This window comes from Bradyrhizobium sp. WSM471 (assembly GCF_000244915.1).
Lineage (GTDB): Bacteria > Pseudomonadota > Alphaproteobacteria > Rhizobiales > Xanthobacteraceae > Bradyrhizobium.
The window spans coordinates 3708173-3734287 of sequence record NZ_CM001442.1 but is presented as its reverse complement, the minus strand read 5'-3'; the positions used below and the strand labels follow the sequence as shown (position 1 = coordinate 3734287).

At 63.6% G+C, this 26115-nt stretch carries 24 protein-coding genes; 10 read left to right on the top strand and 14 right to left on the bottom strand.

Features of this window, described 5'->3' with window-relative positions; all coding sequences use genetic code 11:
* Window positions 1-2: 2 nt before the first annotated feature.
* From BRA471DRAFT_RS16330 to BRA471DRAFT_RS16320, 3 genes are all read right to left on the bottom strand, one after another.
* Window positions 3-950, bottom strand: coding sequence for a carbohydrate ABC transporter permease (locus tag BRA471DRAFT_RS16330; protein ID WP_007609030.1), 948 nt, complete (start codon window positions 948-950; stop codon window positions 3-5).
* Between the two features lie 66 nt (window positions 951-1016).
* Window positions 1017-2330: an ABC transporter substrate-binding protein gene (locus BRA471DRAFT_RS16325; protein ID WP_007609029.1), complete on the bottom strand. Its 1314-nt coding sequence runs from the start codon at window positions 2328-2330 to the stop codon at window positions 1017-1019.
* A 77-nt stretch (window positions 2331-2407) separates the two neighbouring features.
* Entirely contained in the window at window positions 2408-3469 is a 1062-nt protein-coding gene (locus BRA471DRAFT_RS16320) for an ABC transporter ATP-binding protein (protein ID WP_007592328.1), read from the bottom strand.
* A 202-nt stretch (window positions 3470-3671) separates the two neighbouring features.
* Between BRA471DRAFT_RS16320 and BRA471DRAFT_RS16315 the strand changes: the two genes are divergently transcribed.
* The 7 genes from BRA471DRAFT_RS16315 (at window position 3672) to BRA471DRAFT_RS16285 (ending at window position 10064) form a co-directional block, all read left to right on the top strand.
* Window positions 3672-4772 (top strand): LacI family DNA-binding transcriptional regulator, encoded by a 1101-nt coding sequence (locus BRA471DRAFT_RS16315; RefSeq protein ID WP_007609028.1) that lies wholly within the window; start codon window positions 3672-3674, stop codon window positions 4770-4772.
* Window positions 4773-4894: 122 nt separating this feature from the next.
* Window positions 4895-6724, top strand: a complete 1830-nt coding sequence (locus BRA471DRAFT_RS16310) for an IlvD/Edd family dehydratase (RefSeq protein WP_007609027.1) — start codon at window positions 4895-4897, stop codon at window positions 6722-6724.
* A 115-nt stretch (window positions 6725-6839) separates the two neighbouring features.
* Window positions 6840-7571 (top strand): SDR family oxidoreductase, encoded by a 732-nt coding sequence (locus BRA471DRAFT_RS16305; RefSeq protein WP_007609026.1) that lies wholly within the window; start codon window positions 6840-6842, stop codon window positions 7569-7571.
* 16 nt (window positions 7572-7587) lie between these two features.
* Complete coding sequence (locus BRA471DRAFT_RS16300) at window positions 7588-8334, top strand: SDR family NAD(P)-dependent oxidoreductase (RefSeq protein ID WP_007609025.1); 747 nt, start codon at window positions 7588-7590, stop codon at window positions 8332-8334.
* 7 nt (window positions 8335-8341) lie between these two features.
* The gene (locus tag BRA471DRAFT_RS16295; RefSeq protein ID WP_007609024.1) at window positions 8342-8734 is read left to right on the top strand and encodes a GFA family protein; all 393 of its coding nucleotides are present in this window, start codon (window positions 8342-8344) and stop codon (window positions 8732-8734) included.
* Window positions 8735-8895: 161 nt separating this feature from the next.
* Entirely contained in the window at window positions 8896-9576 is a 681-nt protein-coding gene (locus BRA471DRAFT_RS16290) for a site-2 protease family protein (protein ID WP_007609023.1), read from the top strand.
* Window positions 9577-9641: 65 nt separating this feature from the next.
* The gene (locus BRA471DRAFT_RS16285) at window positions 9642-10064 is read left to right on the top strand and encodes a hypothetical protein (protein ID WP_035974016.1); all 423 of its coding nucleotides are present in this window, start codon (window positions 9642-9644) and stop codon (window positions 10062-10064) included.
* On the opposite strand, the gene BRA471DRAFT_RS16280 is transcribed toward BRA471DRAFT_RS16285, so the two are convergent.
* From BRA471DRAFT_RS16280 to BRA471DRAFT_RS16255, 6 genes are all read right to left on the bottom strand, one after another.
* Window positions 10052-10867, bottom strand: a complete 816-nt coding sequence (locus BRA471DRAFT_RS16280; RefSeq protein ID WP_007609021.1) for an energy transducer TonB — start codon at window positions 10865-10867, stop codon at window positions 10052-10054. The two genes, BRA471DRAFT_RS16285 and BRA471DRAFT_RS16280, sit on opposite strands and share 13 nt — an antisense overlap.
* Window positions 10868-10876: 9 nt before the next feature.
* Window positions 10877-11332 (bottom strand): TonB system transport protein ExbD, encoded by a 456-nt coding sequence (gene exbD, locus BRA471DRAFT_RS16275; RefSeq protein ID WP_007609020.1) that lies wholly within the window; start codon window positions 11330-11332, stop codon window positions 10877-10879.
* 3 nt (window positions 11333-11335) lie between these two features.
* Entirely contained in the window at window positions 11336-12256 is a 921-nt protein-coding gene (exbB, locus tag BRA471DRAFT_RS16270) for a tonB-system energizer ExbB (protein WP_007609019.1), read from the bottom strand.
* Window positions 12253-12942, bottom strand: coding sequence for a Fe2+-dependent dioxygenase (locus tag BRA471DRAFT_RS16265; protein ID WP_007609018.1), 690 nt, complete (start codon window positions 12940-12942; stop codon window positions 12253-12255). The genes exbB and BRA471DRAFT_RS16265 overlap by 4 nt, the downstream gene beginning before the upstream one ends.
* Before the next feature lie 2 nt (window positions 12943-12944).
* Window positions 12945-15341, bottom strand: a complete 2397-nt coding sequence (locus BRA471DRAFT_RS16260) for a TonB-dependent siderophore receptor (protein ID WP_035974014.1) — start codon at window positions 15339-15341, stop codon at window positions 12945-12947.
* A 229-nt stretch (window positions 15342-15570) separates the two neighbouring features.
* Window positions 15571-15810 (bottom strand): hypothetical protein, encoded by a 240-nt coding sequence (locus BRA471DRAFT_RS16255; RefSeq protein WP_007609012.1) that lies wholly within the window; start codon window positions 15808-15810, stop codon window positions 15571-15573.
* A 376-nt stretch (window positions 15811-16186) separates the two neighbouring features.
* Between BRA471DRAFT_RS16255 and BRA471DRAFT_RS16250 the strand changes: the two genes are divergently transcribed.
* From BRA471DRAFT_RS16250 to BRA471DRAFT_RS16240, 3 genes are all read left to right on the top strand, one after another.
* A complete protein-coding gene (locus BRA471DRAFT_RS16250) occupies window positions 16187-17359 on the top strand; it encodes an efflux RND transporter periplasmic adaptor subunit (RefSeq protein ID WP_007609009.1) in 1173 nt (390 codons plus the stop codon).
* Window positions 17356-20502 carry a multidrug efflux RND transporter permease subunit gene (locus BRA471DRAFT_RS16245; protein WP_007609008.1) on the top strand — a complete coding sequence of 1049 codons (3147 nt, stop codon included), beginning with the start codon at window positions 17356-17358 and terminating at the stop codon, window positions 20500-20502. The genes BRA471DRAFT_RS16250 and BRA471DRAFT_RS16245 overlap by 4 nt, the downstream gene beginning before the upstream one ends.
* 66 nt (window positions 20503-20568) lie before the next feature.
* The gene (locus BRA471DRAFT_RS16240) at window positions 20569-21141 is read left to right on the top strand and encodes an invasion associated locus B family protein (protein ID WP_007609007.1); all 573 of its coding nucleotides are present in this window, start codon (window positions 20569-20571) and stop codon (window positions 21139-21141) included.
* Between the two features lie 211 nt (window positions 21142-21352).
* On the opposite strand, the gene BRA471DRAFT_RS16235 is transcribed toward BRA471DRAFT_RS16240, so the two are convergent.
* The 5 genes from BRA471DRAFT_RS16235 to BRA471DRAFT_RS16215 all read right to left on the bottom strand — a co-directional run bounded on the left by BRA471DRAFT_RS16235 (window position 21353) and on the right by BRA471DRAFT_RS16215 (window position 25992).
* Window positions 21353-22072, bottom strand: a complete 720-nt coding sequence (locus tag BRA471DRAFT_RS16235) for an ABC transporter ATP-binding protein (RefSeq protein WP_007609005.1) — start codon at window positions 22070-22072, stop codon at window positions 21353-21355.
* A complete protein-coding gene (locus tag BRA471DRAFT_RS16230; RefSeq protein WP_007609003.1) occupies window positions 22069-22836 on the bottom strand; it encodes an ABC transporter ATP-binding protein in 768 nt (255 codons plus the stop codon). The genes BRA471DRAFT_RS16235 and BRA471DRAFT_RS16230 overlap by 4 nt, the downstream gene beginning before the upstream one ends.
* A complete protein-coding gene (locus BRA471DRAFT_RS16225; protein WP_007609002.1) occupies window positions 22826-23797 on the bottom strand; it encodes a branched-chain amino acid ABC transporter permease in 972 nt (323 codons plus the stop codon). The genes BRA471DRAFT_RS16230 and BRA471DRAFT_RS16225 overlap by 11 nt, the downstream gene beginning before the upstream one ends.
* A gap of 13 nt (window positions 23798-23810) precedes the next feature.
* A complete protein-coding gene (locus BRA471DRAFT_RS16220; RefSeq protein ID WP_007608999.1) occupies window positions 23811-24674 on the bottom strand; it encodes a branched-chain amino acid ABC transporter permease in 864 nt (287 codons plus the stop codon).
* 64 nt (window positions 24675-24738) lie between these two features.
* Complete coding sequence (locus tag BRA471DRAFT_RS16215; RefSeq protein ID WP_007608997.1) at window positions 24739-25992, bottom strand: ABC transporter substrate-binding protein; 1254 nt, start codon at window positions 25990-25992, stop codon at window positions 24739-24741.
* Window positions 25993-26115 lie beyond the last annotated feature (123 nt).

Sequence of the window (26115 nt, the reverse complement as noted above, 5' to 3'; positions counted from 1 at the left end):
GGTCAGTCCCTCCCGCCCTGCTGCCAGCGGGAACGCTGAAGCCCGAAAAAGCTGAGCAGGATCGCCGCGACCAGGAACGGAATCATCGCGTTCGAGATCGCCGCGCCCTCGCCCAGATTGCCGCCGGTGATGGCGCGCTGGAACGACAGCGTCGCCATGAGATGGGTGGCGTTGATCGGCCCACCCCGTGTGATGGTGTAGATGAGCTGGAAGTCGGTGAAGGTCATCAGCACTGAGAACGTCATCACCACCGCGATGATCGGCGACAGCATCGGCAGCGTGATGTGGCGGAAGCGCTGCAGATTGGTGGCGCCGTCGAGATTGGCGGCCTCATAGAGCGAGGGCGAGATGGTCTGAAGTCCCGCCAGCAGCGTGATCGCCACGAAAGGCACGCCGCGCCAGATATTGGCGGCGACGACCGACCAGCGCGCATTCCAGGGGTCGCCGAGGAAATCGATATAGCGCGTGATCAGGCCGGCCTTGATCAACACCCAGGAGATGATCGAGAACTGGCTGTCATAGATCCACCAGAACGCGATCGCAGAAAGCACCGTGGGCACGACGAAGGGCAACAGGACGATGGCACGGACCATCGACTTCATCGGCAGCCGCTCGTTGAGCAGCAGCGCCAAATAGAGGCCGATGGCGAATTTCACCGCGCTGGCGGCGACCGTGTAGAAGATGGTGTTGAACACCGACAGCCAGAACACCGAGTCCTTCGACAGCGAGACGAAATTCTGGAAGCCGATGTAGCGCCCGGCACCGCCGATCTTGGTGTCGGTCATGCCGAGCCAGAAGCCCAGCGCCAGCGGGTAAGCCAGAAACAGGATGAGGATGGCGATCGCCGGCACCATGAACATCGCGCCGAGGAAGTTCCGGCTCTCGAATGCTCTGGTCCACAAGCTGCTGCGCTTGACCTGCGCGACTGCTGACTCGGCCATAACTGCCATGTCGGATTCCCCTCGACGAAAAGTCGCGGCGTCCGGCGAACCGGACGCCGCGCAGATTGGAGCTGATCAGACCTGGTAGTAGCGCTTGGCCCGCTCGGCTGCGCGTGCGGCTGCCGCCTTCGGCGTCACGGAGCCCGACGCGGCTTCCGCGAACATGTCGACGACGACGAAGTCGCCCATCACGGCGGCCGAGGCATAGCCGAGATCGCCGGCATAGCCGTTATCGCGGCAACGCTTCAGGCAGTCGCGATACGGCGTGATCTTCGGATCCGACGTCCACACCGGGTTGTCGTTGTAAGCCGGAAGCGGCGGCGACACGTAGCCGTTGGAGGAGACCTCCCAGGCGTCGTAGTTCGCCTTGTCCATCATGAACTTGATGTATTCCTTGACCGCCTTCGGATACTTCGAGTGCTTGTAGCCGTAATAGACGAGCACGTTCTGCTGCTCGGTCGACACGCCCACGGGACCGATCGGCATCGGCGCGTGGTTCATGTCCTTGGCGATCTCCTGCTGCTTCGGATCGGTCGAGTTCTTTCCGACGGTCCAGATCGAGATGCCGTTCAGCGTCAGGCTGAGCTCGCCGTTGAGGAACGCCTTGTTGTTGTTCGAGTCATTCCACGACAGCACGCCGGGGATGAAGGTCTCGTAGAGCTGCTTGACGTATTCGAGCGCGGCGATCGTCTCCGGCGAGTCGATCACAACCTCGTTCTTGTCGTTGACGACCTTGCCGCCGAAGGCCCACAGCGCCCACTGGCACCAGCCGTTGGCGTCGCCCGTGGCGTGGCCGAGCGCGAAGCCGGCCGGCGTGTTGTTCTTCTTCAGCGCCTGGCAGAGCTTGAGGAAGCCGGCGGTGTCCTTGGGGAATTCATCGAAGCCGGCGGCCTTCACGTGGCTGATGCGGTAGTTCAGGCAGCCGCCGGTCGCGCCCTGCGGAATGGCGATCCAGCTGTTGCCCTTCTTGCCGTAACGTTCGGCAACCGGATACCAGCCGCCATACTGCGCGCCGAGATAGTTGGCGACGTCAGTCATGTCGATGAGCTTTTCCGGGAATTTGTGGGGATCATCGAGCGTGCCGATGATCAGGTCGGGACCGGCGCCGACGTTGGCGGCGACCGCGGCTTTCGGGCGGATGTCCTCCCAGCTCTCGGCCTCGAGCTTGACCTTGACGCCGGTCTTCTCGGAAAACGCCTTGGTCTGCTCGGCGAATTTGTCGAACTCGGCCTGAATGAACTGCTTCCAGCGCAGCACGCGGATGGAGGCGTTCGGCTCGGGCGTGTTGGTCCACTCCGCCGCGCGCACCGGGACGATACCCGGGCCGGCCAGCAGCGCCGCGCCGCCCAGGCCGACTTTAAGCACACTTCGCCTGTCGAAATCGCTCATCGTTCTCTCCCTAATTTTATATTTGTATTGGGTCGTCTTGTATTGGGTAGTTCTGCTTGGGCCGTTCTTCGGCCTCGCTACACTCGCTTGCCCGTCGCTTCGTCGAACAGATGAATCACGGAAGGATCGGGCTTCAGCTTGACCTTGTCACCCGGGTTGAACTGGTGACGTTCGCGGAAGACCGCGACGACCTGCTCACCACCGAGCTTCGCAAACACCTGCGTTTCCGAGCCGGTCGGCTCGACCACGACGATCTCGGCATCGGCGCCGTCGTCAGCAATGGTGAAATGCTCGGGACGCACGCCGTAAACGACAGGACGCCCGTCGGACGCCGCCGGCGCGTTCCTGAGCGGCAGCTTGACGCCGTTCGGCCCCTCGAAGGTCGCAACGCCGTTGACGCGCACATGACCCTTCAGGAAGTTCATGGACGGCGAGCCGATGAAGCCGGCGACGAACTGGTTCTCGGGCTTGTCGTAGAGCTCGAGCGGCGTCCCCATCTGCTCGACGATGCCGTCATGCATGACAACGATCTTGTCGGCCATGGTCATGGCCTCGATCTGATCGTGGGTGACGTAGACGGTCGTGGTCTTCAGCCGCTGGTGCAGCTCCTTGATCTCGGTGCGCATCGCGACGCGCAGCTTGGCGTCGAGGTTCGACAAGGGCTCGTCGAACAGGAACACCTGCGGATCGCGCACGATGGCGCGGCCCATGGCGACGCGCTGGCGCTGGCCGCCGGAGAGCTGGCGCGGATAGCGTTCGAGCAGCGGCGACAGCGCCAGGATCTCGGCGGCGCGCTTGACGCGCTTGTTGATCTCTTCGGTGCTCTCGCCCCGCAGCTTCATCGAGAAGCCCATGTTCTCGCCGACCGTCATGTGCGGATAGAGCGCGTAGTTCTGGAACACCATCGCAATGTCCCGCTCCTTCGGCTGGACATTGTTGACGACGCGGTCGCCGATCGAGATCGTGCCTGAGGTGATGTTCTCGAGACCCGCGAGCATGCGCAGAAGCGTCGACTTGCCGCAGCCGGAGGGGCCAACCAGGACGACGAACTGGCCGTCCTCGATCGGAATCGAAACGCCGTGCAGGACTTCAAAATTGCCGAACGATTTCCGCACGTCGCGGATTTGCACAGACGACATCTAGCTCCCTCCTCGAAAGTCCACGACGCATCTCGCGCCGCGACCGTCTTGTTTTTTCAGACTTCACCGAACGAAGCCCAACCTTAACGGGCGACATTGTCGGCAGTTTGTGCGGTTTTGGCAATTTGTCTTTGGTTAGTCTGTGCTGGTAGCGCTGTCAACGTTCCTTTGTTTGCGACAGTGAGTGTGTTATGAGCAGCAAATGGGTCGAAACCGCACCAAGTCAGGCAAAATCCGGCTGGCGGAAGTCGCCGAGCTTGCCGGCGTCAGCCCGATCACGGCGTCCCGTTTCTTCCGCAATCCCGAGGCGCTGTCGGTCGCGAAGCGGACCCGGGTCGAAAGCGCGGCCAGAGAGCTCGGCTATGTGCCGAACCTGGCGGCGCGCGCGTTGGCCTCGCAGCGCACCGAGGTCATCGGTGTCTTGATTCCGTCACTGACCAATAACGTGTTCTCCGACGTGCTGCGCGGCATTTACGACGCCTCCGAAAACAGCCGTTACTCGATCCAGCTGTCCAACACACGCTACAGTGTTCTCCAGGAGGAGAAGCTGCTGCGCCTGTTTCTTGCGCAGAAGCCGGCCGGGCTGATCGTCACCGGCATCGACCAGACCACGGAATCGCGCGCGATGCTCGATGCCGCCGACTGCCCGATCGTGCAAATCATGGAGATCGGACCCAATCCGGTCGACATGATGATCGGCTTTTCGCACTATGAAGCAGCCCGTGCGGCGGTTGCGCATCTGTTCGCGCAAGGTCACCGCAAGATCGGCTTCGTCGGCGCGCGGATGGATCCGCGGGTGCAGCGGCGGCTCGACGGGTACGTCTCGGCCATGAAGGACGCAGGACTGTTCGAGCAACGCCTCGTCGTCACGACGGCGACACCGACCTCGGTGACGCTCGGCGGCGCCCTGTTCACCGATCTCCTGGCGCGGGAGCCTGGCATGGACGCGGTGTTCTGCGCCAACGACGACCTCGCGCTGGGTGTGCTGTTCGAATGCAGGCGCCGCGAGATCGCGATCCCCGAACAGATCGCGATCGTCGGCTTCAACGATCTCGAATTCATGGCATCCGCCGTCCCGACTCTCACGAGCGTGCGCACCAACCGCTACGAGATGGGCAACACGGCCGCCAGCATGCTGATCGACGCGATCGACGGACGGCGTCCGGAGCATCCGGTGCTCGATCTCGGCTTCAAGGTGATCGAGCGGCAAAGCTCGTTGGCCCGGCGGTCGGACAACCGGCCAGCCGCTTCAGGCGGGGGCGTTGCGAACAAAATGGTAGCGTTACCAAGCGGTCATGACTAGTATCGGATTTGTGAGGAAACGACCCGCCAGCGGGCAGGCAAATCGTCGCTCGCGCCGTTGGGCATCGCACAAGCCGATACCATAAAACGGACGTCAGTGCGTTTGCATTGCAGGAGAAGCCAATGACAAAAAAGCCAACCAATGGGCATGCCCCCGCCGGCAACGGCGCTCGCCGCCATCTCCGCTCGCAGGAATGGTTCAACAATCCGCATAATCCGGGCATGACCGCGCTCTATATGGAGCGCTATTTGAACTACGGTCTCACCCGCACCGAGCTCCAGTCCGGCAAGCCGATCATCGGCATCGCACAGACCGGCAACGACCTCTCCCCCTGTAACCGCCACCATATCGAGCTTGCTCATCGCGTCCGCGAAGGCATCCGCGAGGCCGGCGGCATTGCGATGGAATTCCCGACCCATCCGATCCAGGAGACCGGCAAGCGCCCGACCGCGGCGCTCGACCGCAACCTCGCTTATCTCGGCCTGGTCGAAATCCTCTACGGCTATCCGCTCGACGGCGTGGTGCTGACCACCGGCTGCGACAAGACCACGCCGGCCTGCATGATGGCGGCGGCGACCGTCAACCTGCCCGCGATCGTGCTGTCGGGCGGGCCGATGCTGAACGGCTGGCACAATGGCGAGCGCACCGGCTCCGGCACCATCGTCTGGAAGTCGCGCGAACGGCTCGCCGCCGGCGAGATCGACTATGAAGAATTCATGGAGATCGTGGCGTCATCGGCGCCCTCGGTCGGCCATTGCAACACCATGGGCACCGCCTCGACCATGAACGGGCTGGCGGAAGCGCTCGGTTTCTCGCTGCCGGGCTGTGCGGCGATCCCCGCTCCCTATCGCGAGCGCGGCCAGATCGCCTATGAGACGGGCAAGCGCGCCGTCGAGATGGTCTGGGAGGATCTGAAGCCTTCGGACATCCTGACCCGCAAGGCGTTCGAGAACTGCATCGTGATCAATTCGGCGATCGGCGGCTCAACCAACGCACCGATCCACATCAACGCGCTGGCGCGCCACATCGGCGTCGAGCTCTCCATCGACGATTGGCAGAAGGTCGGCCACGACGTGCCGCTGCTGGTCAACATGCAGCCGGCCGGCTTCTATCTCGGCGAGGAATTCCACCGTGCCGGCGGCGTGCCGGCCGTTGTGCGCGAACTGATGAAGCACAAGCGCATCCATGAGGACGCGGTCACGGTCAACGGCCGTGGCATCGGCGAGAACTGCGCCAATGCGCCAAAGCCCGACAACGACGTGATCTGGGCTTACGACAAGCCGCTGGTGAAGGACGCCGGCTTCCTGGTGCTGAAGGGCAATCTGTTCGATTCCGCGATCATGAAGACCAGCGTGATCTCCAAGGAATTCCGCGATCGCTATCTCAGCAACCCGACCGATCTCAATGCCTTCGAGGGCCGCGCCGTCGTATTCGAGGGTCCCGAGGATTACCACGAGCGGATCGACGATCCCTCGCTCGAGATCGACGAGCGTTGCGTGCTGTTCATCCGCGGCACCGGCCCGATCGGCTATCCCGGCGGCGCCGAGGTCGTGAACATGCAGCCGCCTGCGGCGCTGATCAAACGCGGCATCATGTCCCTGCCCTGCATCGGCGACGGCCGGCAGTCCGGCACCTCGGGCTCGCCTTCGATCCTCAATGCCTCGCCGGAAGCCGCCGCCAATGGCGGGCTCGCGATCCTCAGGAACGGCGACAAGGTGCGCGTCGATCTGAACAAGGGTAGCGCCAACATTCTCATCTCGGACGACGAGGTGAAGAAGCGCCATGCCGAACTCAAGGCCAATGGCGGCTTCAAGCATCCGCCGAACCAGACGCCGTGGCAGGAGCTTTATCGCAACACCGTCGGCCAGCAGTCGACCGGCGCCTGCATGGAGCTCGCCACGCGCTACCAGAACGTCGCCGGCACGTTTGGTGTGGCGCGGGATAATCACTGAGTTGGGAACAAATAGCCCGGGTGAGCGAAGCGACACCCGGGACATCCGCTCCCGGATATCGCGCTCGCGCGCTCATCCGGGCTACGGCACTGAGCAAATCGAGGAGAACAACAACATGGCAGACCGCCTCAAGGGAAAGCGCGCCGTCGTCACGGCTGCAGCGGCAGGCATCGGACGCGCATGCGCCATCGCATTCGCGCGTGAAGGCGCAACCGTCATCGCCACCGACATCAACGAGAGCGGTATCGCGAGCCTGACCAAGGAAGGGATCGCCGAGGTCGCCAAGCTCGACGTCCGCAACACCGCCGACGTCAACGCCTTCGCCAAGCGCGTCGGCAAGGTCGACATCCTGCTCAATGCGGCCGGCTTCGTGCACCACGGCACCATCCTCGAATGCTCGGAAGAGGACTTCGATTTCTCGTTCGACCTCAATGTCAAGTCGATGCACCGGACCATCAGGGCCTTCCTGCCGGACATGCTCGCGGGTGGCGGCGGCAGCATCGTCAACATCTCTTCCTGCGCGGCGCTGCGACCGCCGGCCAACCGCTACGTCTACAGCGCCTCGAAGGCCGCGGTATCGCTGCTGACGCGCGCGGTCGCGCTCGACTTCATCACCAAAGGCATCCGCTGCAACAGCATCTGCCCGGGCACCGTCGAGACGCCATCGATGCTCGACCGCGCCGCGGCGCAAGGGCCGCAGGGCAAGGAGATGTTCGTCTCCCGCCAGAAGATGGGCCGGCTCGGCACCGCCGACGAGATCGCGTCCATGGCGGTCTATCTCGGCAGTGACGAGAGCGCCTTCACCACCGGCGTCGACCTCGTCGTCGACGGCGGCTACATGCTCTGACGCCAAGGCATCCAGCATGAACAAGATCGATCTCAACGGCCGTGTCGCCATCGTCACCGGCGGCGCGCAGGGCTTTGGCCGCGCCATTGTTCAGCGCTTCGTCGCCTCCGGCGCCAAGGTCGCGATCTGGGATTTTGATGCCGCGCTGGCCGAGAAGACGGCAAAGGAAATCGGCGGCGAAACAAAAGTCTTCAAGGTCGACGTCACCGATCCCGCGGCCGTCGAGCAGGCGCGCGACGCGACGCTGGCCGCCTTCGGCAAGATTGACATCCTCGTCAACAATGCCGGCATTGCCGGGGTCAACAAGCCGGTCTGGGAGACCGATCTCGAGGAATGGCGGAAAGTTCTGCGCATCAACCTGGACGGCCCGTTCATCGTCTGCAAGGCGGTCGTGCCCGCGATGCTCAAGCAGAAATACGGGCGCATCGTCAACATTGCCTCGATCGCCGGCAAGGAAGGCAATCCCAACGCCTCGCACTATTCGGCCTCCAAGGCCGGCCTGATCGCGCTGACGAAGTCGCTCGGCAAGGAATTGGCGGCACATGACATTCTGGTCAATGCGGTGACGCCCGCGGCTGCGAAGACCGCGATCTTCGACCAGATGACGCAGCAGCATATCGACTTCATGCTGTCGAAGATTCCAAAAGGCCGCTTCGTGCTGGTGGAAGAGCTCGCCGCGATGGTGGCGTGGCTCGCATCCGAGGATTGCGCGTTTTCGACCGGCGCGGTGTTCGACATCTCTGGCGGGCGCGCAACTTACTGAGGGCGTCATGATCAGAGAAGGCGGATGTCTGTGCGGGGCGGTGCGGTTCAAGGCGGAAGGTGAGCCGCTCAACGTTCGCATCTGCCATTGCCGCATGTGTCAGAAGGCGATGGGCTCGCCCTACTTCGTCCGGGCACAGTTCGACCAGCGCGCACTGACCGTCGAGGGCGACACCGCCCGCTATGCGTCGTCCGAGAACATCGACCGCGTGTTCTGCAAACACTGCGGCACGCGGCTGTTCTCCTGGCGACGCAACGGCACGTTGGCGGGCGTCGCGCTCGCGACTTTTGATGACCGCAACGCGTTCGCGCCGACCGAACACATCTGGGTCAGCGAAAAGATGGACTGGGTGACGATCGAGGACGGCATGATCCGATATGAGGGGACGATCCCGACGTAGCTCATGCGACGGCAAGGCTCGGTGTCAAGGCCGCCGGTCTCGCCAATCATTTGCGGCGTGGCATTTCGGAGCTGGTCACCCTATGTGAGGTGAAGCGCTGCTGCACCACCGGTTTGGCTGGGTCGGCTGCAAGACCGCAGGCAAACCGGGACGGACGAACCGTGAACGTTTCTTTGTATGACCTCTCGGTCTGGGTGCTGCCAGTCCTGATCGCCATCACCTTCCACGAGGCCGCGCACGCATTCGTCGCGCATCGTCTCGGCGACAACACGGCTTGGCAGCTCGGGCGCGTCAGCTTCAACCCTATCCAGCATATCGACCCGTTCGGCACCGTGGTTCTCCCAGCGATGCTGCTGTTTGCGCATTCGCCGTTCCTGTTCGGTTATGCTAAGCCGGTGCCGGTCAACTATCGCAACCTCGCCAACCCTCGGCTCGACATGGTTTGGGTGGCGGTGGCCGGGCCCCTCACCAATATCCTGTTGGCGCTGATCGCCGCTCTCGCCATCCACGCCCTGCCTTGGGCTCCGGCCGGCTCGGCCCGGTGGATCCTCGATAACATCGAAAATGCAATCCAGCTCAATGCCGCCCTGGCGGTGTTCAACATGATGCCGATCCCGCCGCTCGACGGCGGGCGCGTCGCGGTCGGGCTGCTGCCCCCGCCGCTCGCCCTGCCGCTGGCGCGGCTCGAGCCGTTCGGGATGCTGATCCTGATCGGCTTGCTGATCCTGCTACCGCTGGCAGGCTCGCAGTTCGGTCTAAATCTTGATGTTATTTCAGCAATACTGCGAACGTTGACCGGTTATGTGATTCAGGCTGTTCTCATTCTGACCGGCAATGCGTAGTTGAACGGCGACACACCCGAACACAAGCCGAAGGGCTCGAGGCCGACTTGGTCAAAGCTGCCGATATGCTGATCGCGCGACGCGCCGATACCCGTGCCCGCGCCGATTTCGCCACCTGGAAGATGATGGCCAAGCTCAACGGGTCATCCGCGCTGCCTCCGGAGGCGCAGGAGTTCCTGGTGAGCTACAAGAACCTGCAGGCCCAGATGAACGAGGGTGAGGCTACCGAGGCCACCATCGGCGCCATCTACAAGGCCTACTATGTCGAGATGGGCGGCGCGGGAACCCCGCCTGACGTCCGCCCCCGCGCGGCTGAACCGGCGGCGGACAATGTTACCGCTTTCCGCCGCCCAGAACCGAAGCCGAAGAAGTCTGGTTTCTTTGCGGCCACGACCGCTGGCGCAACCCAGAAACGGCCGCTCCCGGTGGCGCTGATCTTCGCCTGCCTGGTCGTGGTCTATGTCGGGATCAGGCTCTACTGGCGGTGAGCCGTCTTCTTCTTTTTCCTTGCGTCCGGCGGCGTGAAGATGATGTCGACGGTGCGCTCGAACCGGTCGTCGGTCAGGCTGGCAGGCGGCTGCGGGATGGGATCGGACTTGCGGACAATCGAGATCGCGGCTGCATCGTAAGCTGCATCCCCGGACGACTCGACAACGTCGACTGAAAGCACGTTGCCCCGTCGGTTGATCGCGAAGGAGACCTTGACCTTCTGATTGTTGGGCTCCTTGCCCTCCGGATTGACCTTGTGGGCCGTGAGGTGCGCACTGATCTTGCGATTCCAGTCTGCCGTCAGCTTCAGAATGTCCTTGCCGATGCCCAGCACAGGCGCCAGCGCCTTCTCGGCCTCGCGCGCGTCCTCGTCGAGTGTCTGCCGCGCGGTCGCAACGGACTTCGGCGAAGCCTCCGCAGCGGGCGTTTCGACCGCCGCAATCTTCGGATCCTCGTCCTGCGGCTTCTTCGAGATGTTCTCGGTGACGACCCGATCGGGATCGTCGACCTGTTGCGACTGATCCTTTGGAAGCTCGGTTTCCTTGGTCTCGGCCTTTTGCTCGGGAAGCGCCTGCTGCTCCTGCATCGCTTCGCTATCCGGTCCCGGCGGAAGGTCGGTGTCCGGCGCCTTCGGCGAAGCCATCTCGACCGCGAACTCCGCGCCGGCCGCGCCGAGGCCGTCGTCGCCGTCATCGGCCCGCAGGTGCGCCAGCGCAAGCGCGGCACCGCCCAGATGGAGCGCGAGCGCCGCCACCGCTGCCAAAATCCAAAGCGTCCGGGCTGGTCTGGACTCGTCCGACATCGCGGGCCTCTAAGGCTGAGCGGCGCCTGCCGCGGGCGCCCCCGGAGCACCTTCCAGCGCAACCAGCTTCACCCGCGAATAGCCGCCTGAGCGCAACAGCTCCATGACGCCCATCAACTCGCCATACGGCACCGAGCGATCGGCGCGCAGGAAGACATACTTGTCCTTGCTCATGTCGGACAGGCCGTCGAGGGTGCCGATCAACTCGGCGCGGTTGACCGGGTTCTCTCCGATGGCAAGCGTCAAATCGGGCTTGATGCTGAGATAGGTCGGCTTGTCCGGCTTCTTCTGCGGCGTCGCGCTCGACGTCGGCAGATCGATCGGCAGGTCGACGGTCGACAGCGGCGCTGCGACCATGAAGATGATGAGCAGCACCAGGATGACGTCGATGAACGGCGTGACGTTGATTTCATGCGTTTCGCCGAAATCGTCGTCGTCATCATTGTCTGCGAGCGAAACGCCCATGGTTCACTCCGCCGCGCGCGAATGCGCGCCGCCGTGGCTGCGGTCGAGATCGCGCGAGAGCAACCGCCCCGCCGCGCCCGAGGCACGGCTGACGAGTTCGAGGTAGCTCTTCGTCACGCGCGAGAAGTAGTTGTAGATGATGACGGCGGGAATGGCGGCGACCAGGCCGATCGCGGTGGCGAGCAGCGCCTCGGCGATACCGGGCGCGACGACGGCGAGGTTCGTGGTCTGCGACTTCGAGATGCCGATGAAGCTGTTCATGATGCCCCACACCGTGCCGAACAGGCCGACGAAGGGCGAGGTCGAGCCGATGGTCGCGAGCACGCCCATACCGACGCGGATGCGCCGCGCCTCCGCGCGCATAATCTCGGAAAAGCTCGAAGCCGCCCGCTCCTTGATGCCGGTGTCGCTGGAGAGGCCGGCTGACATCCGCGCCTCGCGCAGCGCCGCTGCCAGGAACGACGGCAGGATGCCCTCCTTGGCGCCGAGCGCCATCTGCGCTTCCGCGAGCGAGCGCGCCTCTGCGATCTTCTTCAGCGCCGAACGAAGCTTGGTCGAGGCGACCGACAGCTCGATCGACTTGGCGATCAGCACCGTCCAGGTCATCAGCGATGCAAAGGCGAGCCCGATCATCACCGCCTTCACGATGATGTCCGCCGACATGAACATCACCCAGGGCGATAGTTCCTTCATGGCCGGCGCAATGCCGGCTGCCGTATCGGACTTTGCAGCCGCGGGCACGGCAGCTTGGGGCGCCGCAGGCGGAGCAACAACCGGGGCCGGGCTGACCGCGGACGGCTGAGCCGTCGACTGGACCGGTGCCGCGGGCGCGGCCTGTGTCTGCGCACAAACAGGGGATGCAAGCCAGGCGGCCGCCAGCACCAGAGCTGCGGCAAGGCTTGCTTGGAAGGACATGATCTTCATACTTCGGCCCAGTAACGAATGAGGTTGTGATAGATACCCGTCAATTTGACCGTTTCGGGATCGTCACGCCCGAGCCGTTCCACCAGCGCCTGTATCGCGGTGTCGAGGTCAAAGATCATGCTCCGGGCTTGATCGTCCCGTATCATGCTCTGAAGCCAGAAGAAAGACGCAACCCGCGTTCCCCTGGTGACCGGCGTCACGAGATGGAGGCTGGTCGAGGGATAGAGCACGCAGTCCCCGGCTGGCAACTTGACTTCGTGCGAACCGTAGCTGTCCTCGATCACAAGTTCGCCACCGTCGTACTCCTCCGGCTCGGCCAGGAACAGCGTGACCGAGAGGTCTGTGCGGATGCGAAGGCCGGTCAGGCGGTCGCCGCGCATGGCATTGTCGACGTGCAGGCCGAAATGGTGGCCGCTGCTGGCCGCATAGCGGTTGAACAGCGGCGGGAAAATCCGGAGCGGGATCGCGGCCGCGATAAAGCGGGGATTCGACGTCAGCGCCGAAATGATGCGGTTGCCGAGCTTGCGCGCGACCTCGCTGTCCGGCGCCAATTGCTCGTTGCGCTTGACCATCGCCGACTGCGAGCCGGCGGTGGAGCGCCCGTCCTCCCACTCGCTGGCGTCCATGGTGCGGCGGAAATCCGCCACATCATCCTTGCTCAGAACGCCAGGCAGGCAGGTCAACATGATCAGAACTTCGCCGTCGTGATGAGGTAGAACGCCCGCCCCGGCGCGACCGCGACGAACGGCACCGCGCTGCGATAGAGCGTGTCGTAATAGAGCTTGTTGGTGAGGTTCTGGGCGTAGAACTTCATCGTCCAGTTCTTGTCGATCTTCTTCTCGACGAACGCGTCGAAGCGCCAGTAGCTCGGCAGCTCGTTGCCCGTATTGGCAGCGAACGTGCCGCCATACACCTTCGAACGGTACACCGCCTGACCGCCAAGCTCCCAGCCGTCGTCGAACTTGTACTTGGTCAGCATGCTGAACGACTGATGGGCCACGTTGGCAAGCTGCAGGCCGAGATTTGAGGCAACACCGCTCTGCGTGACCTTCGATTGCATCAACACCAAGCCGCCGAAGATGCTCCAGCGATCGGTGATCTTGCCCTCGGCCTCCATATCGATGCCTTGGATCCTGTAGGCAGCGCCCGAAGTCAGCAGGCCGCTGACGGTTTCGCGCGCATTGTCCTTCGTGGTCTGGAACAGCGCGGCGCTGACCAGCAAATGGCGATCCGCCAGCTCCCATTTGGTGCCGAGCTCGGCTGCCTTGTTGCGCTCCGGCCCGAGCAGGATAGCCGTGTTGGCGGGAATGCCGCCGTAATCGGTGCCGGTCGCGTCAAGCTCCGATCCGAACGGATTGGCCGAGGTCGCATAGGCCGCATAAAGGCTGCCGATCGACATCGGCTTGTAGACCAGGCCGACGTTGTAATTCACGAGATCGGCGTTCTGCTTCAGATAGGCTGCGTTGGTCGACGAGCTCTGGCTGTAGCCATCGTAGCGCACGCCGCCATTGACGATGATCGTGTCCTGCCAGTTCGCGGTGTCCATGACGTAGACGCTGCTGGTGTTGACGCCATAGCGCGTCGGATTTCCGACCAGCGACGGCGTGTTGCTGAAGGGAATGTAGGTGTACTGCGGCGAGTAGAGGTTGACCCCCGTGACCGCCCCGCTGCTGGTCGAGCCGCCGCCGAACAGTTCCGATGAGAGGCCGGTGTAACGATCGATCGAGATGTTCTCGTTCGAATATTCGACGCCGAACACCGCGGTGTGCTTGATCCCGCCGGTGTCGAGCTTGAACGTGGCCTCGTTCTGGTTGGCCCACACGTCCACGTTCTGGTAGCGGCTTTGCGCACTGGCCGTCGTGGTCCAGAGCAGCGGATTGGAGCCGGTCGTGTTCGGGTTCTGCGGCAGCGTGCCGATATAGTTCAGCAGCGAATGCTCGCCGCGCACCTTGCTGCTCAGCGTGATGGCCTCGTTGACCTTGTACTCGATCGTGCCGGTGCCGAAATCCTGCCGCGCGGTCTGGAAGTCGCGGTTGAGGAAGCCGTACCAGTTGCCACGCGGAATGCCGGCCGAGGTCACCGGCACGTTGCCCTGCTTGTAGTAGGGCACGCCGAAATCAGGGTAGCCGCTGAGGTCGGTGTGGACGTAGTTCGTCGTGATCTTGATGTCGTTGGTCGGGGTGTACTTGGTGGAGATGAAGCTGCCCCAGCGATTGTCGGTCACGTAATCGCGGCCGGCGACGTTGGCGTCCTGAAACAGGCCGCCGGCGCGCACCGAAAAGGCGGGATCGATGACCTGGTTGACATCGAGCGTGACCCGCTTGGTCCTGTCGGTGCCGAACTCGGTATCCATTCGCTTGAAATTGACGTCGCCAGCCTGCTTGGTGACGATGTTGATGGCGCCGCCGGCGGTGCCGCGGCCGGCGTAGGACGACGCCGGGCCGCGCAGGATCTCGATCTGCTCGGTGAAGAAGTTCTCGCGGATCGAGACCGCGGGATCACGGATACCGTCGATGAAGACGTCGTTGCGCGCATCGAAGCCGCGAATGAAGAACCGGTCTCCGAACGCGTTGCCGCCTTCCCCCGATCCCAGCGTCACGCCGGCGGTCGAGCGCCCGATCTCCTTCAACGTCGTGGCGTTCTTGTCCTCGAGCACTTCCTTGCTGAGCACGGTGATGGTCTTCGGCGTGTTCAGCATCGGCTCGGGAAATTTGCCGGAGGCCTGGACGTGGTCGACCTTGTAGGGCGCCGCCGGATCGGAATACGGATTGCGGTCGACTTCGCCGGCCGGCGTGGTAGGAGCGGTCTGCTGCGCCGCCTGCTGCCGCTGCGCGGCGCGGCGAAGCGCATTGCGCGCGCGGACCTGGTCCGCCGTCGGCTTCGAAGCCACCGGGCGCGGACGCGCGACCGGCGCGTCGACTGTTACTGGGGGCAGATTCGATTGCTGCGCCTCCGCGCCGCTCGACACCGATGCTGCCGCGATCAGGCCCGCGACAGCGGAGACCTTCTTGCCGGAAACGCCCGTGAACTTTTCATCGAATGCTGCGACCGAACGCAACGACTTCGGTGCGACCACCTGCCCCATTACCAAACACGCCCCATATTCCTGTTCGCCCATTCACTTCGATGAGCGATTGGAGTGTTGGTATCGGCCGTAAAATAGCGGGTCAATGCGAGTAAGCCGCGAGAACCCTTGAATAAGTCCAGATCAAAGCGATTCTAAACTGCAGTTTGAAATCGTTCTAAAACAGGATTGGAGTCGTTCTAAAGAGAGCGCGAAAATGCTGCAAAATCCGGCGGTCGCGCGCGCGTCGTCAATCGCTGCTCGGCGGCTTCATCAGCGAGAACAATTCATCGACGGTCTTCCGCGCCACCGCGCGCACGCGATCGCTATCGTCCATGCCAGCGATGTTGACGCCGTTGACGACTGCTCTGATCTCGTCGCGGAAGTCAGTGAGAAAGCGCAAGGGATCACGCTGCTCGTTGGCGACGCGTGCGATCAGTCCCGTGATCAGGATCTGACACGCGATCAGCTTGCCGTTCAGTTCGTCCATGCTGCGCTCCCGTTGTGGCGCGCCGATATGACCGATGCCGGTTTTCCTGACAACCGAAACGACCTCCGCACGATTTAGAACCGTTCTTGCGAGCCGTCGCCTCGCGGCCCATGCGCGGCGCCGCTCAGTCCAGAGCACACCGCTTTCGAGCATTGCACAAACTTTGCACGCTGATCGTTCCTGACGGGAGAATGCAGCACTGCACACCGTAGTGACACGGAGCTGCCTAACCGGTGCAAAGCTTTCCAATTGTTTAGGATTCTCAACCGATAGTGCTGTTTACACTGGAACTTGGCGTGTATTATACAGGCGCGCTGGAACCCTATGATTGCCCCATAATTCGTAGTTTAAGGCATAAGAGCCGACACGAGACGATATGAAAAAGTCCCGGCCGATCCTCTGGATTCTGATCATCGCGGCCGTGGCCTCCGCGGGTTACTATGGTTGGCAGAAATTCGGCTCGCCCGACGCCGGAAAAACCCAGACCGCACAGAAGGGGCCGCAGCGCCCGCCCGCCGTCCCCGTGAGCGTTTCGCCGGTCCAGAAGATGGACTTTCCGGTCTACCTGACCGGTCTCGGCACGGTTGCGGGCTTCAACACCGTCCAAGTCCGGACCAGGGTGGACGGCCAAATCGACAAGATCGCCTTCACCGAAGGCCAGATCGTCAAGGAGGGCGAGCTACTCGCCTCGATCGATCCCCGCCCCTATCAGGCCACGCTCGACCAGGCCAAGGCCAAGAAGGCCCAGGACGAGGCAAATCTGGCCAACGCCAATCTCGAGCTCCAGCGCGCCATGAAGCTCGGCGAATTCGCCACCGCGCAGCGGGTCGATACCCAGCGCTCCACGGTCGCCCAGCTCACCGCGCAAATCGCGGCCGACGAAGCTTCGATCTCCAACGCGCAGACCCAGCTTGACTACACCCAGGTCAAGGCGCCGATCACCGGCGTCGCGGGCCTGCGCCAGGTCGACGTCGGCAACATCGTCAATTCCTCGACGCAGACCGGCATCGTCACAATCTCGCAGGTCGAGCCGATCTCGGTGATCTTCACCGCGCCGGAGGATCAGCTGCCCTATATCAGCGAGGGCCAGAAGGCCGGCGCGCTCAGGGTGATCGCCTTCACGACCGACGGCAAGAAGACGCTGGCCGAGGGCAAGCTCGCGGTCATCAACAACCAGGTCGACACCAGCAGCGGCACGATCCGGCTCAAGGCGGTGTTCGACAACAAGGACCACGCGCTGTGGCCCGGGCAGTCGGTGTCGACCCGCCTGCTGGTGCGCACCCTGAAGGATGCGACCGTTGTCCCGGATGACGCGGTCCAGCACTCCACCAACGGCCTCTACGCCTATACCGTCAATCAGGACAACAAGGCTGAGGTGCACAAGATCAAGGTCAGCTACGCCATCGACGGACGTTCGGTCGTCGACGAAGGGCTCACGCCCGGGCAGCAGGTAATCACCGGCGGCCAATTCAAGGTCCAGCCCGGAAGCCTCGTCTCCACGGCCGTGGCGAGTACGGATCCGGCCCAGAACAAGGTTCGACGGGAATGAACGCGGGCGGGATTTCGGCACCTTTCATCCGTTATCCCATCGGCACCTCGCTGCTGATGGCCGGCATTCTCTTCGTCGGTCTCGTCGCCTATCCCCTGCTGCCCGTCGCGCCCCTGCCGCAGGTGGACTTCCCGACCATCCAGATCACCGCCAATCTGCCGGGCGGCAGCCCGGAGACCATGGCCTCGTCGGTGGCCCAGCCGCTCGAACGGCAATTCGCCCAGATCCCGGGCATCGCCCAGATGACCTCGACGAGCTATCTGGGCACCGCGTCGATCACCATCCAGTTCGACCTCAACCGCAGCATCGACGGCGCCGCCAACGACGTGCAGGGCGCCATCAACGCAGCGAGCGGTCAGCTGCCGAAGAACCTGCCCTCGCCGCCGACCTACCGCAAGGTCAACCCGGCCGACGCGCCGATCCTGCTGTTGTCGGCAACCTCTGAGACAATGCCGCTGACCAGCGTCAGCGACGCGGTCGATGCCCAGCTCGCCCAGCAGATCAGCCAGCTCTCGGGCGTGGCGCAGGTCTTCATCGGCGGCCAGCAAAAGCCCTCCATCCGCATTCAGATCGACCCGGCGAAACTCGTCGCCAAGGGCCTGTCGATGGAGGACGTGCGCAGCCAGATCGCGATCACCACGGTCGACAGCCCAAAGGGCAACATTGACGGCCCGAAGCGTGCCTACACGATCTACGCCAACGACCAGCTCACCCAGGCCAAGGACTGGAACGACGTCATCATCGCCTATCGCAACGGCGGTCCCTTGCGTATCCGCGACATCGGCCAGGCGGTCAGCGGCCCCGAGGACGCCAAGCAGGCGGCCTGGGCCAACGGCAAGCGCGGCGTGTTCCTGGTGGTGTTCAAGCAGCCCGGCGCCAACGTCATCGAGACCGTCGATCGGATCAAGGCGACGTTGCCTCGCCTCGTCGCAGCGATCCCGCCCGCGATCAAGATCGAGGTGATCAGCGACCGCACCACCACGATCCGCGCCGCGGTCGAAGACGTCCAGTTCACGCTGCTACTGACCATTGCGCTGGTGGTCATGGTCATCTTCATCTTCCTGCGCAGCTTCTGGGCAACCGTCATTCCCACCATCACGGTGCCGCTGGCGTTGCTGGGCGCCTGCGCGCTGATGTGGGTATTCGGCTATTCGCTCGACAATCTGTCGCTGATGGCGCTCACCATCGCGGTCGGATTCGTCGTCGACGACGCCATCGTGATGCTCGAGAACATCACGCGCTACATCGAGGAAGGCGAATCGCCGATGGCGGCGGCCTTCAAGGGCTCGAAGGAAATCGGCTTCACCATCGTGTCGATCAGCATCTCGCTGGTCGCGGTCCTGATTCCGCTGCTGCTGATGGGCGGGATCATCGGGCGCCTGTTCCGCGAATTCGCCGTCGTGCTGGCGATGACGATCTTCGTCTCGATGTTCGTGTCGCTGACCCTGACCCCGATGATGGCCTCGCGCTTCCTGCGCGCCCATGGCGAGGTCACCCACGGCAAGTTCTACCAGTGGAGCGAGCGCGGCTTCGATGCGATGCTGCGCGGATACGAATGGGTGCTCGACCACGCCCTGAGCTGGCGCCGCACCACGCTCGCGATCTTTTTCGCGACTCTTGCCCTGTCGGTCTATCTGTTCGTGCTGATCCCGAAGGGCTTCTTTCCGCAGCAGGACGTTGGCCTGATCACTGCGACTTCCGAGGCCTCTCAGGATATTTCCTTCAAGGCCATGCAGGAGCGTCAGGAAGCTCTCGGCAAGGTCATCATGGCGGATCCGGACATTGCCAGCGTCGCCATGGCGATCGGCGGCAGCGGGAGGGCCGGTAACAATGGCAACCTGTTCATCACGCTGAAGCCGCGCAACCAGCGCGATGCTTCCGCGCAGCAGATCATCGCGCGGCTGCGTCCCAAGCTCGAGAAGGTGTCCGGCGCCCGCCTCTACATGCAGGCGGCCCAGGACGTCCGGCTCGGCGGCCGGCCGACGCGTACGCAGTTCGAGTTCACCCTGCAGGACGCCGATCTCGCCGAGCTCAACGACTGGGCGCCGAAGATCCTCGCCAAGATGCAGACCTTGCCGCAACTGCGCGACGTCGCGACCGACCAGCAGACCCAGGGCACCACGGTTCAGCTCAAGATCAACCGCGATACGGCTGCGCGTTACGGCATCCAGCCGCAGCTGATCGACGACACGCTGTATGACGCCTTCGGACAGCGCCAAGTCACGCAGTATTTCACCCAGCTCAACACCTACAAGGTGATCCTCGAGATCCTGCCGGAGATGCAGGGCAGCCTCGAGAGCCTGAACAAGCTCTACCTGAAATCTCCGCTGACCGGCGACCAGGTGCCGCTGTCGACGTTTGCGACCTGGAGCACCGATCCGGTTCGCCCGCTCTCGATCAGCCACCAGGGCCAGTTCCCGGCGATCACGATCAGCTTCAACCTCGCCCAGGGCGTCGCGCTCGGCCAGGCCACCGAGGCCGTGCAGAAGGCGATGGCCGATCTCGGCGCGCCGCCGACGCTCAATTCGAGCTTCCAGGGCACGGCACAGGCGTTCCAGCAGTCGCTCGGCACCGTGCCGCTCCTCATCCTCGCCGCGCTGGTCGTGGTCTATCTGATCCTCGGCATCCTCTACGAGAGCTACATCCATCCGATCACAATTCTGTCGACCCTGCCCTCGGCAGGCGTCGGCGCGCTCGCGATCCTGATGGCGGCGGGCTTCGAGTTCAGCCTCATTGCTTTGATCGGAGTCATTCTGCTGATCGGCATCGTAAAGAAGAACGGCATCATGATGGTGGACTTCGCCATCGCCGCTGAGCGCGATGAGCACAAGACGCCGGCGGAATCGATCCGGCAGGCGGCGCTGTTGCGCTTCCGTCCGATCATGATGACGACAATGGCTGCCCTGCTCGGCGGCGTGCCGCTGATGCTCGGCCACGGCACCGGCGCCGAAATTCGCCAACCGCTCGGCTACGCCATGGTCGGCGGTCTGATCGTCAGCCAGGCGCTGACGCTGTTCACCACCCCGGTCGTCTATCTCTATCTCGACGAGCTCAACAACTGGTTCTCGGGCTGGGGCCGTAAGGGTGACGGCGAAGGCGACGAGACAGTCGAGCACGGCACCGTTAAGGAGGCTGCCGAGTAGCAGCTTGCACCGCGCGTCTCACGACGTTACAGCGAGGCCCTCGGTTCACGTGAACGCGGTCTTGCCATGCCCATGCAATCCAGACTTGTCGCCCTTGCCGCCGCTGTCCTGTTGTCGGCGGGTGCCGCGCATGCCCAGCAGGGCGCCAAGAAGAGCGCGGCTCCCTCTGCTCCGGCGGCACAGCCCGCGCCGGCTCCGACGCACCCGCAGGCTGACGGCGCTCCGGCGCAGCAGCCCGGCTGGGTCGTGCGCTGCACCAGCGTCAGCCGCGACGCGCCGCTCGAATGCGCGATGGAGCAGAACGCGGTGCTGACCAAGACCGGCCAGACCATCGTCCTGATCAACATCCGTGTCGCGCCCGACACCCGCACGCCGGTGGCGCTGCTGCAATTGCCGCTCGGCCTCAACCTTCCCATCGGCGCCAAGCTCCAGGTCGACGAGGGCAAGACGGTCGATCTCCAGATCCAGACCTGCGAGAACCGCGGATGCTACGCCTCGACGCCGATCGCACCGGACCTGCTTGCGACCTTGCGGTCGGGCAAGCAACTCAAGGTCTCGTTCCAGAACATGGCCAAGGAAACGATCGCGATCCCGATGCCGCTCGGTGATTTCGCGGCGGCCTACGATAAGATCAAGTAGCGCCGCTAGAGCCATTTCCGTTCCGACGGAACGGAACGGAGCTCCAGCCTCTTCTTTTGACGCTTTTTCTCGACGCGAACCTGACGGCGTCTTGCGCCCAGGCGGATGATCTGGTGACTGCCGCCGATGTTGGGGCATGCACGAGATGGCCCTAGCCGACGTAGAAGCTGCGCGCCACCCCTCTTCTGCTGCAAGCCATGGTGGAAATCAGTTAGTCCACGCCGAGATAAGCCTTCTGCACCTGCGGGTCCTCCGCGAGCGCCGCCGCCGTGCCTGACAGCACGCTCTTGCCGACCTGGAGCACCGTGGCGAAATCCGAGACCTCCAGTGCGAGCTCGATCGACTGCTCGGCGAGCAGAATGGTCAGGCCTTCGCGATGCAGGCGGCCGAACGTCTCGTACATGGACTCGACCACCGCCGGCGCGAGACCGAGCGAAGGTTCATCCAGCATCAACAGCTTCGGGTCGCTCATCAGCGCGCGCCCGACCGCGAGCATCTGCCGTTCGCCACCGGACATGGTGCCGGCACGCTGGTTGCGGCGTTCCTTCAGGCGCGGAAAGATCTCGTAGACACGTTCGAGCAGCGTGGCCTGGCGCGACTTGTCGCGCAGCGGCGTTGCGCCAAGCATCAAATTGTTTTCGACGCTCTGCTGCACGAACAGCCGCCAGCCTTCCGGCGACAGCGCCAGCCCCTTGCGCACGATCGCAAACGCCCTCTCGCCGGCAATGTCATCGCCGCGAAAGCGGATCGATCCGGAATGCACGGGAATGAGGCCGGCGATCGCGTTCAGCGTCGTGGTCTTGCCGCCACCATTGGAGCCGAGCAGCGCGACCACGCTGCCTTCGGGAACCTCCAGCGAGACGTCGGACACGCCGATGAGATCGCCGTAGCGCACCTCGAGGTGCTCGATCCGCAGCAACGGCCCGTTCATAGGTCCGGCCCGCCCATCAGTTCGACCGGCGTGTGGCCGGCGGCCGCCTTGGCTGCGCGCTTGCCGAGATAGGCCTCGATCACCGCCGGGTTGGAGGTCACCTCGCGCGGCGAGCCGCGGGCGATCTCCTTGCCCTGGTGGAACACCATCACGCGGCTGGCGAGCGACATGATCACTTCCATGATGTGCTCGACGATCACGAGCGTGATGCCGGAACGATGGATGTCGCGCACGAGGTCGATGGCGAGCCTCACCTCATGGGCGTTGAGGCCGGCCATGGCTTCGTCGAGCAGAAGCACCTTCGGTTCGGTTGCCAGCGCCCGCGCGATCTCCAGCCTCTTGCGACCGGGCGTGCCGAGCGAGCGCGCCGGCGCATCCGCAAGCCTGATCATGCCGACGCGCTCGAGCACCGCGCGCGCTCTGGTCTCGGCGTCCTTGCGATGCGAGGTGCGCAGGAACGCGCCGATCATGACGTTTTCCAGCACCGTCATGCCCTCAAAGGTCTGCGGCACCTGGAAGGTACGAGCGAGCCCAAGCCCGGCGCGCAGTTCCGGCGTGAAGTCGGTGATGTCGCGACCCTCGAACAGGACACGGCCCGAAGTGGTCTTGAGATCGCCAGTCAGGCAATTGAAGAAGGTGGACTTGCCCGCGCCATTCGGGCCGATCAGGCCGAGGATGTCGCCCTGCTCCAAAGTCACGGAGGCGTCGTCCACCGCCTTGAAGCTGCCGAACGCTTTTGTGATTGCGCGTGCCTCAAGGAGCATGGCCGGCTCCGGTGTCCTTTGTCGGCTTGCTGCGCCGCGTGAACAGGCTGAGCAGACCGCCGGGCTGGAAGCGCGCGATCACCACGATGATCGCGCCATAGAGCACGAAGGTGAGCCCGGCGCCCTTGCCGCCGAGCCAGCTGTTTGAGATCTCCTCCAGCGGAACCAGGATCGCGGCACCGACCAGCGGCCCGAACAGCAGCCCTGCCCCGCCCAGCGCCGCCATGATCAGGATTTTCACCGAGATCAGGATGCCGAACCCGGACTCGGGATCGACGAAGCCGAACATCATGGCATAGAGCGCGCCGGCGACGCTCGTCAGCGCCGCACTCAGCATGTAGGCGTAGAGCTTGGTGCGGCTGGCGGGTGCGCCGAGCGAGCGCGCCGCGCGCTCGGAATCCTTGATCGCGCGCAGGTAAAATCCCATGCGGCTGTTGGTCATCCACCAGGTGATCAACAGCGTGATCACGAGGATTGCGAGGAAGAGATAATAATACGGCAGCGACGACAGGAACGAGAGATCGAAGATGTTGCGCGGCACGGTCGGCCCGGAGAGCCCGACGGCCGCGCCTAACCAGTCGGTGTTGGTCACGATCAGCCGCATCGTCTCGGCAACCGCGATGGTCGCCATGCTGAAATAATGGCCCGACAGGCGTAGCGTCGGCACGCCGATGATCGCGGCCAGGCCCACGGCGAGCACGATCCCACCGGGAATGCCGAACAGGGGCGACAGGCCGAACTTTGCGTAGGATCCCATCGCGGCATAAGCACCGCAACCGAAGAACACGACGTGGCCGACCGAGACCTGGCCCGCGTAGCCGCCGACGATATTCCACGCGGATGCCGCAATCGCATAAAGCAGCACCAGCGCGCCCAGGCGCTGCTGGAACGGCGAGGACAGCAGCAGCGGATAGGCGATCGCAATCGCCGCGACAACCGAGAGCCAGATCAAGCGCCGCATCACAGCTTGCTCATCACATCTTCCCCATCAAGCCCTGTGGCCGGAACCAGAGGAAGAGCAGGAACAGGACATAGACGACGATGTCCTTGTAGATCGCACCGATCAGATAGCCCGACAGCGACTCGATCACGCCGATCAGCAGGCCTGCGACAAGGGCGCCCGGCACACTGCCAAAACCGCCGAGCGACACCGTGACGAAAGCGACGATGCCGAGCGTCTCGCCGACGGTCGGCACGATGTAGAAGAAGTTCGCGATCAGCGCGCCGGCAAGCCCGGTGGCGCCGGCCGCAATCGCCCAGGCGATTGCCTGCATGGTATCGGGACGGATGCCCATCAGTTGCGCCGCTGTTTGATCCTCCGCCACCGCCAGCATCTTCGAGCCGAGCGACGTCCGCGTCAGCAGCAGATGCAGCCCGAGCGTGACGAGCAGCGCGACCACGCCGGCAAGCAACCGCGAGGCCTCGATGCGCAAGCCCGCGAACGCATAGGTGCCGCCGACGATGTTCGGAGGCATCGACAGGAAGTTGGCGCCGAACCACCAGAACACGGAATAGCGCAGCAATAGCGCAAGCCCGAAAGTGCCGAGGATCTGCGCCAGCATCGGCCCTTTCATGATGTCGCGGATCAGGGTGAAATAGACCACGACGCCGACGGTCGCGAGCACCAGCGTCGCCAGCGGCGCGCCGAGGATCGGCCCTCCCCCCATGAGCGTGTAGACGACGTAGGCCACGTACATGCCGAGCATGACGAAATCGCCATGCGCGAAATTGACGATGTTCATCATGCCCCACACCAGCGTGAGGCCTGAGGAAAACAGGGCATAGACAGCGCCAAGCAGAAGACCGCCGACGATCACCTGCACGAGGACAAAGGACATGAGCCAGCGTTGCTCTGATCAATCATTTCGGGAAAGGCGAGGCCCGCGGCCCCGCCTTCAAATCTCACCAGCCCTTGTAGGGCAGCACCGGCGCCTTCGCGGCATTGGCCTTCGGCCATACCGCGCTGTAGTTCTCGCCGTCCTGGAGCTGGATGATGAGCCCGGAGGCGAGGATATTCTGGCCCTTGTCGTCGAACTTCACGCCCTTGTAGCCCATCATCAATTGCTCGGGCTTCAGATCGGTCGCCTTCAACGCGGCCTGGATCTTCGCCGGATCGGTCGAGCCGGCGCGGTCGATCGCGTCGGCCAACACGAAGAAGCCCTGCATCTGGCGGCCGACGGTGTCGTCCATCTCCTCGCCGCTCTTCTTCTTGTACATGTCGGCGATAATGGCCGATGGCGAGCCGGCCGGCCCCACCGACCATGACGAACGGTTGAAGACGCCTTGCGATATCTTGCCGACCGCCTTGATGAAGGAGGGATCTGAATAGCCGGCGTCGTCGGCCAAAAGCACCGCCGGCTTGTAGTCGAGCGACTGCATGGTCTTGGCGAACAGGATCGCATCCGACGTGTAGCTGATCATGATGATCACGTCGGGCTTCTTGTCCTTGAGCTGGAGCACCTGGCCCTGAACATCGGTCGCGTTGACGGGATAGGCCACGTCAACCGCGATGGCCTGGCCCTTCTCCTTGAAGGCGGCGCTGATCGTGTTGGCGACCGAGGTGCCGTATTCGGTGTTGTCGTGAACCAGCGCGATTGCATCGGTCTTGGCGCCTTGCGCCTTGATGTCGGCGAGGAAATCGACATAGGCCTTGGCGAAGTCGGTGGCGATCGGCGTGGTGCGGAAGAACCATTTGAAGCCGCGCTCGGTGAGATTGGCGGCGACCGACTCGGAGTTCAGGAAGGGAATGCCGTATTTTTCGGCGATCGCGCTCGAGGTCAGCGTGACGCCGGACTGATACGAGCCGAACACGGCGGCCACCTTGTCTTCCGTGATCAGGCGCAGCGCCTGGTTCTGGCCTGTCGCCGGGTTACCCTGGTTGTCGGCGAACACGATCTCGATCTTGGCGCCGCCGAGGCCCGCAAGGCCTGCGTTCTTGGCCAGCGGCAGAGCGCCGAGTTCGGGATGAGCGCTGTTGATGATGTCCATGGCGACCTCGAGCGCCGCCTTGGCGTGCGCCCCGATCGAGGCGGTGCCGCCCGACATCGGCAGGATCGCGCCGATCTTGACGACCTTGTCCTGGGCCTGCGCGGCTGAAGCGAGCGCAAGGGACATCGCGGCCGCGCAAAGCAGCCCGGTGACGTGCTTCAATCTCATGAAATCAGACCTCCCAAAGGGTTTCCCCAACCAGATTTTTTGGAAGCCCGGCTAAGCGCCCGCTTCCCTTTGTTTATGCCTGGCGACGAGAGGATGGCATGCTGGCCCGGTACCGGCAAGTAA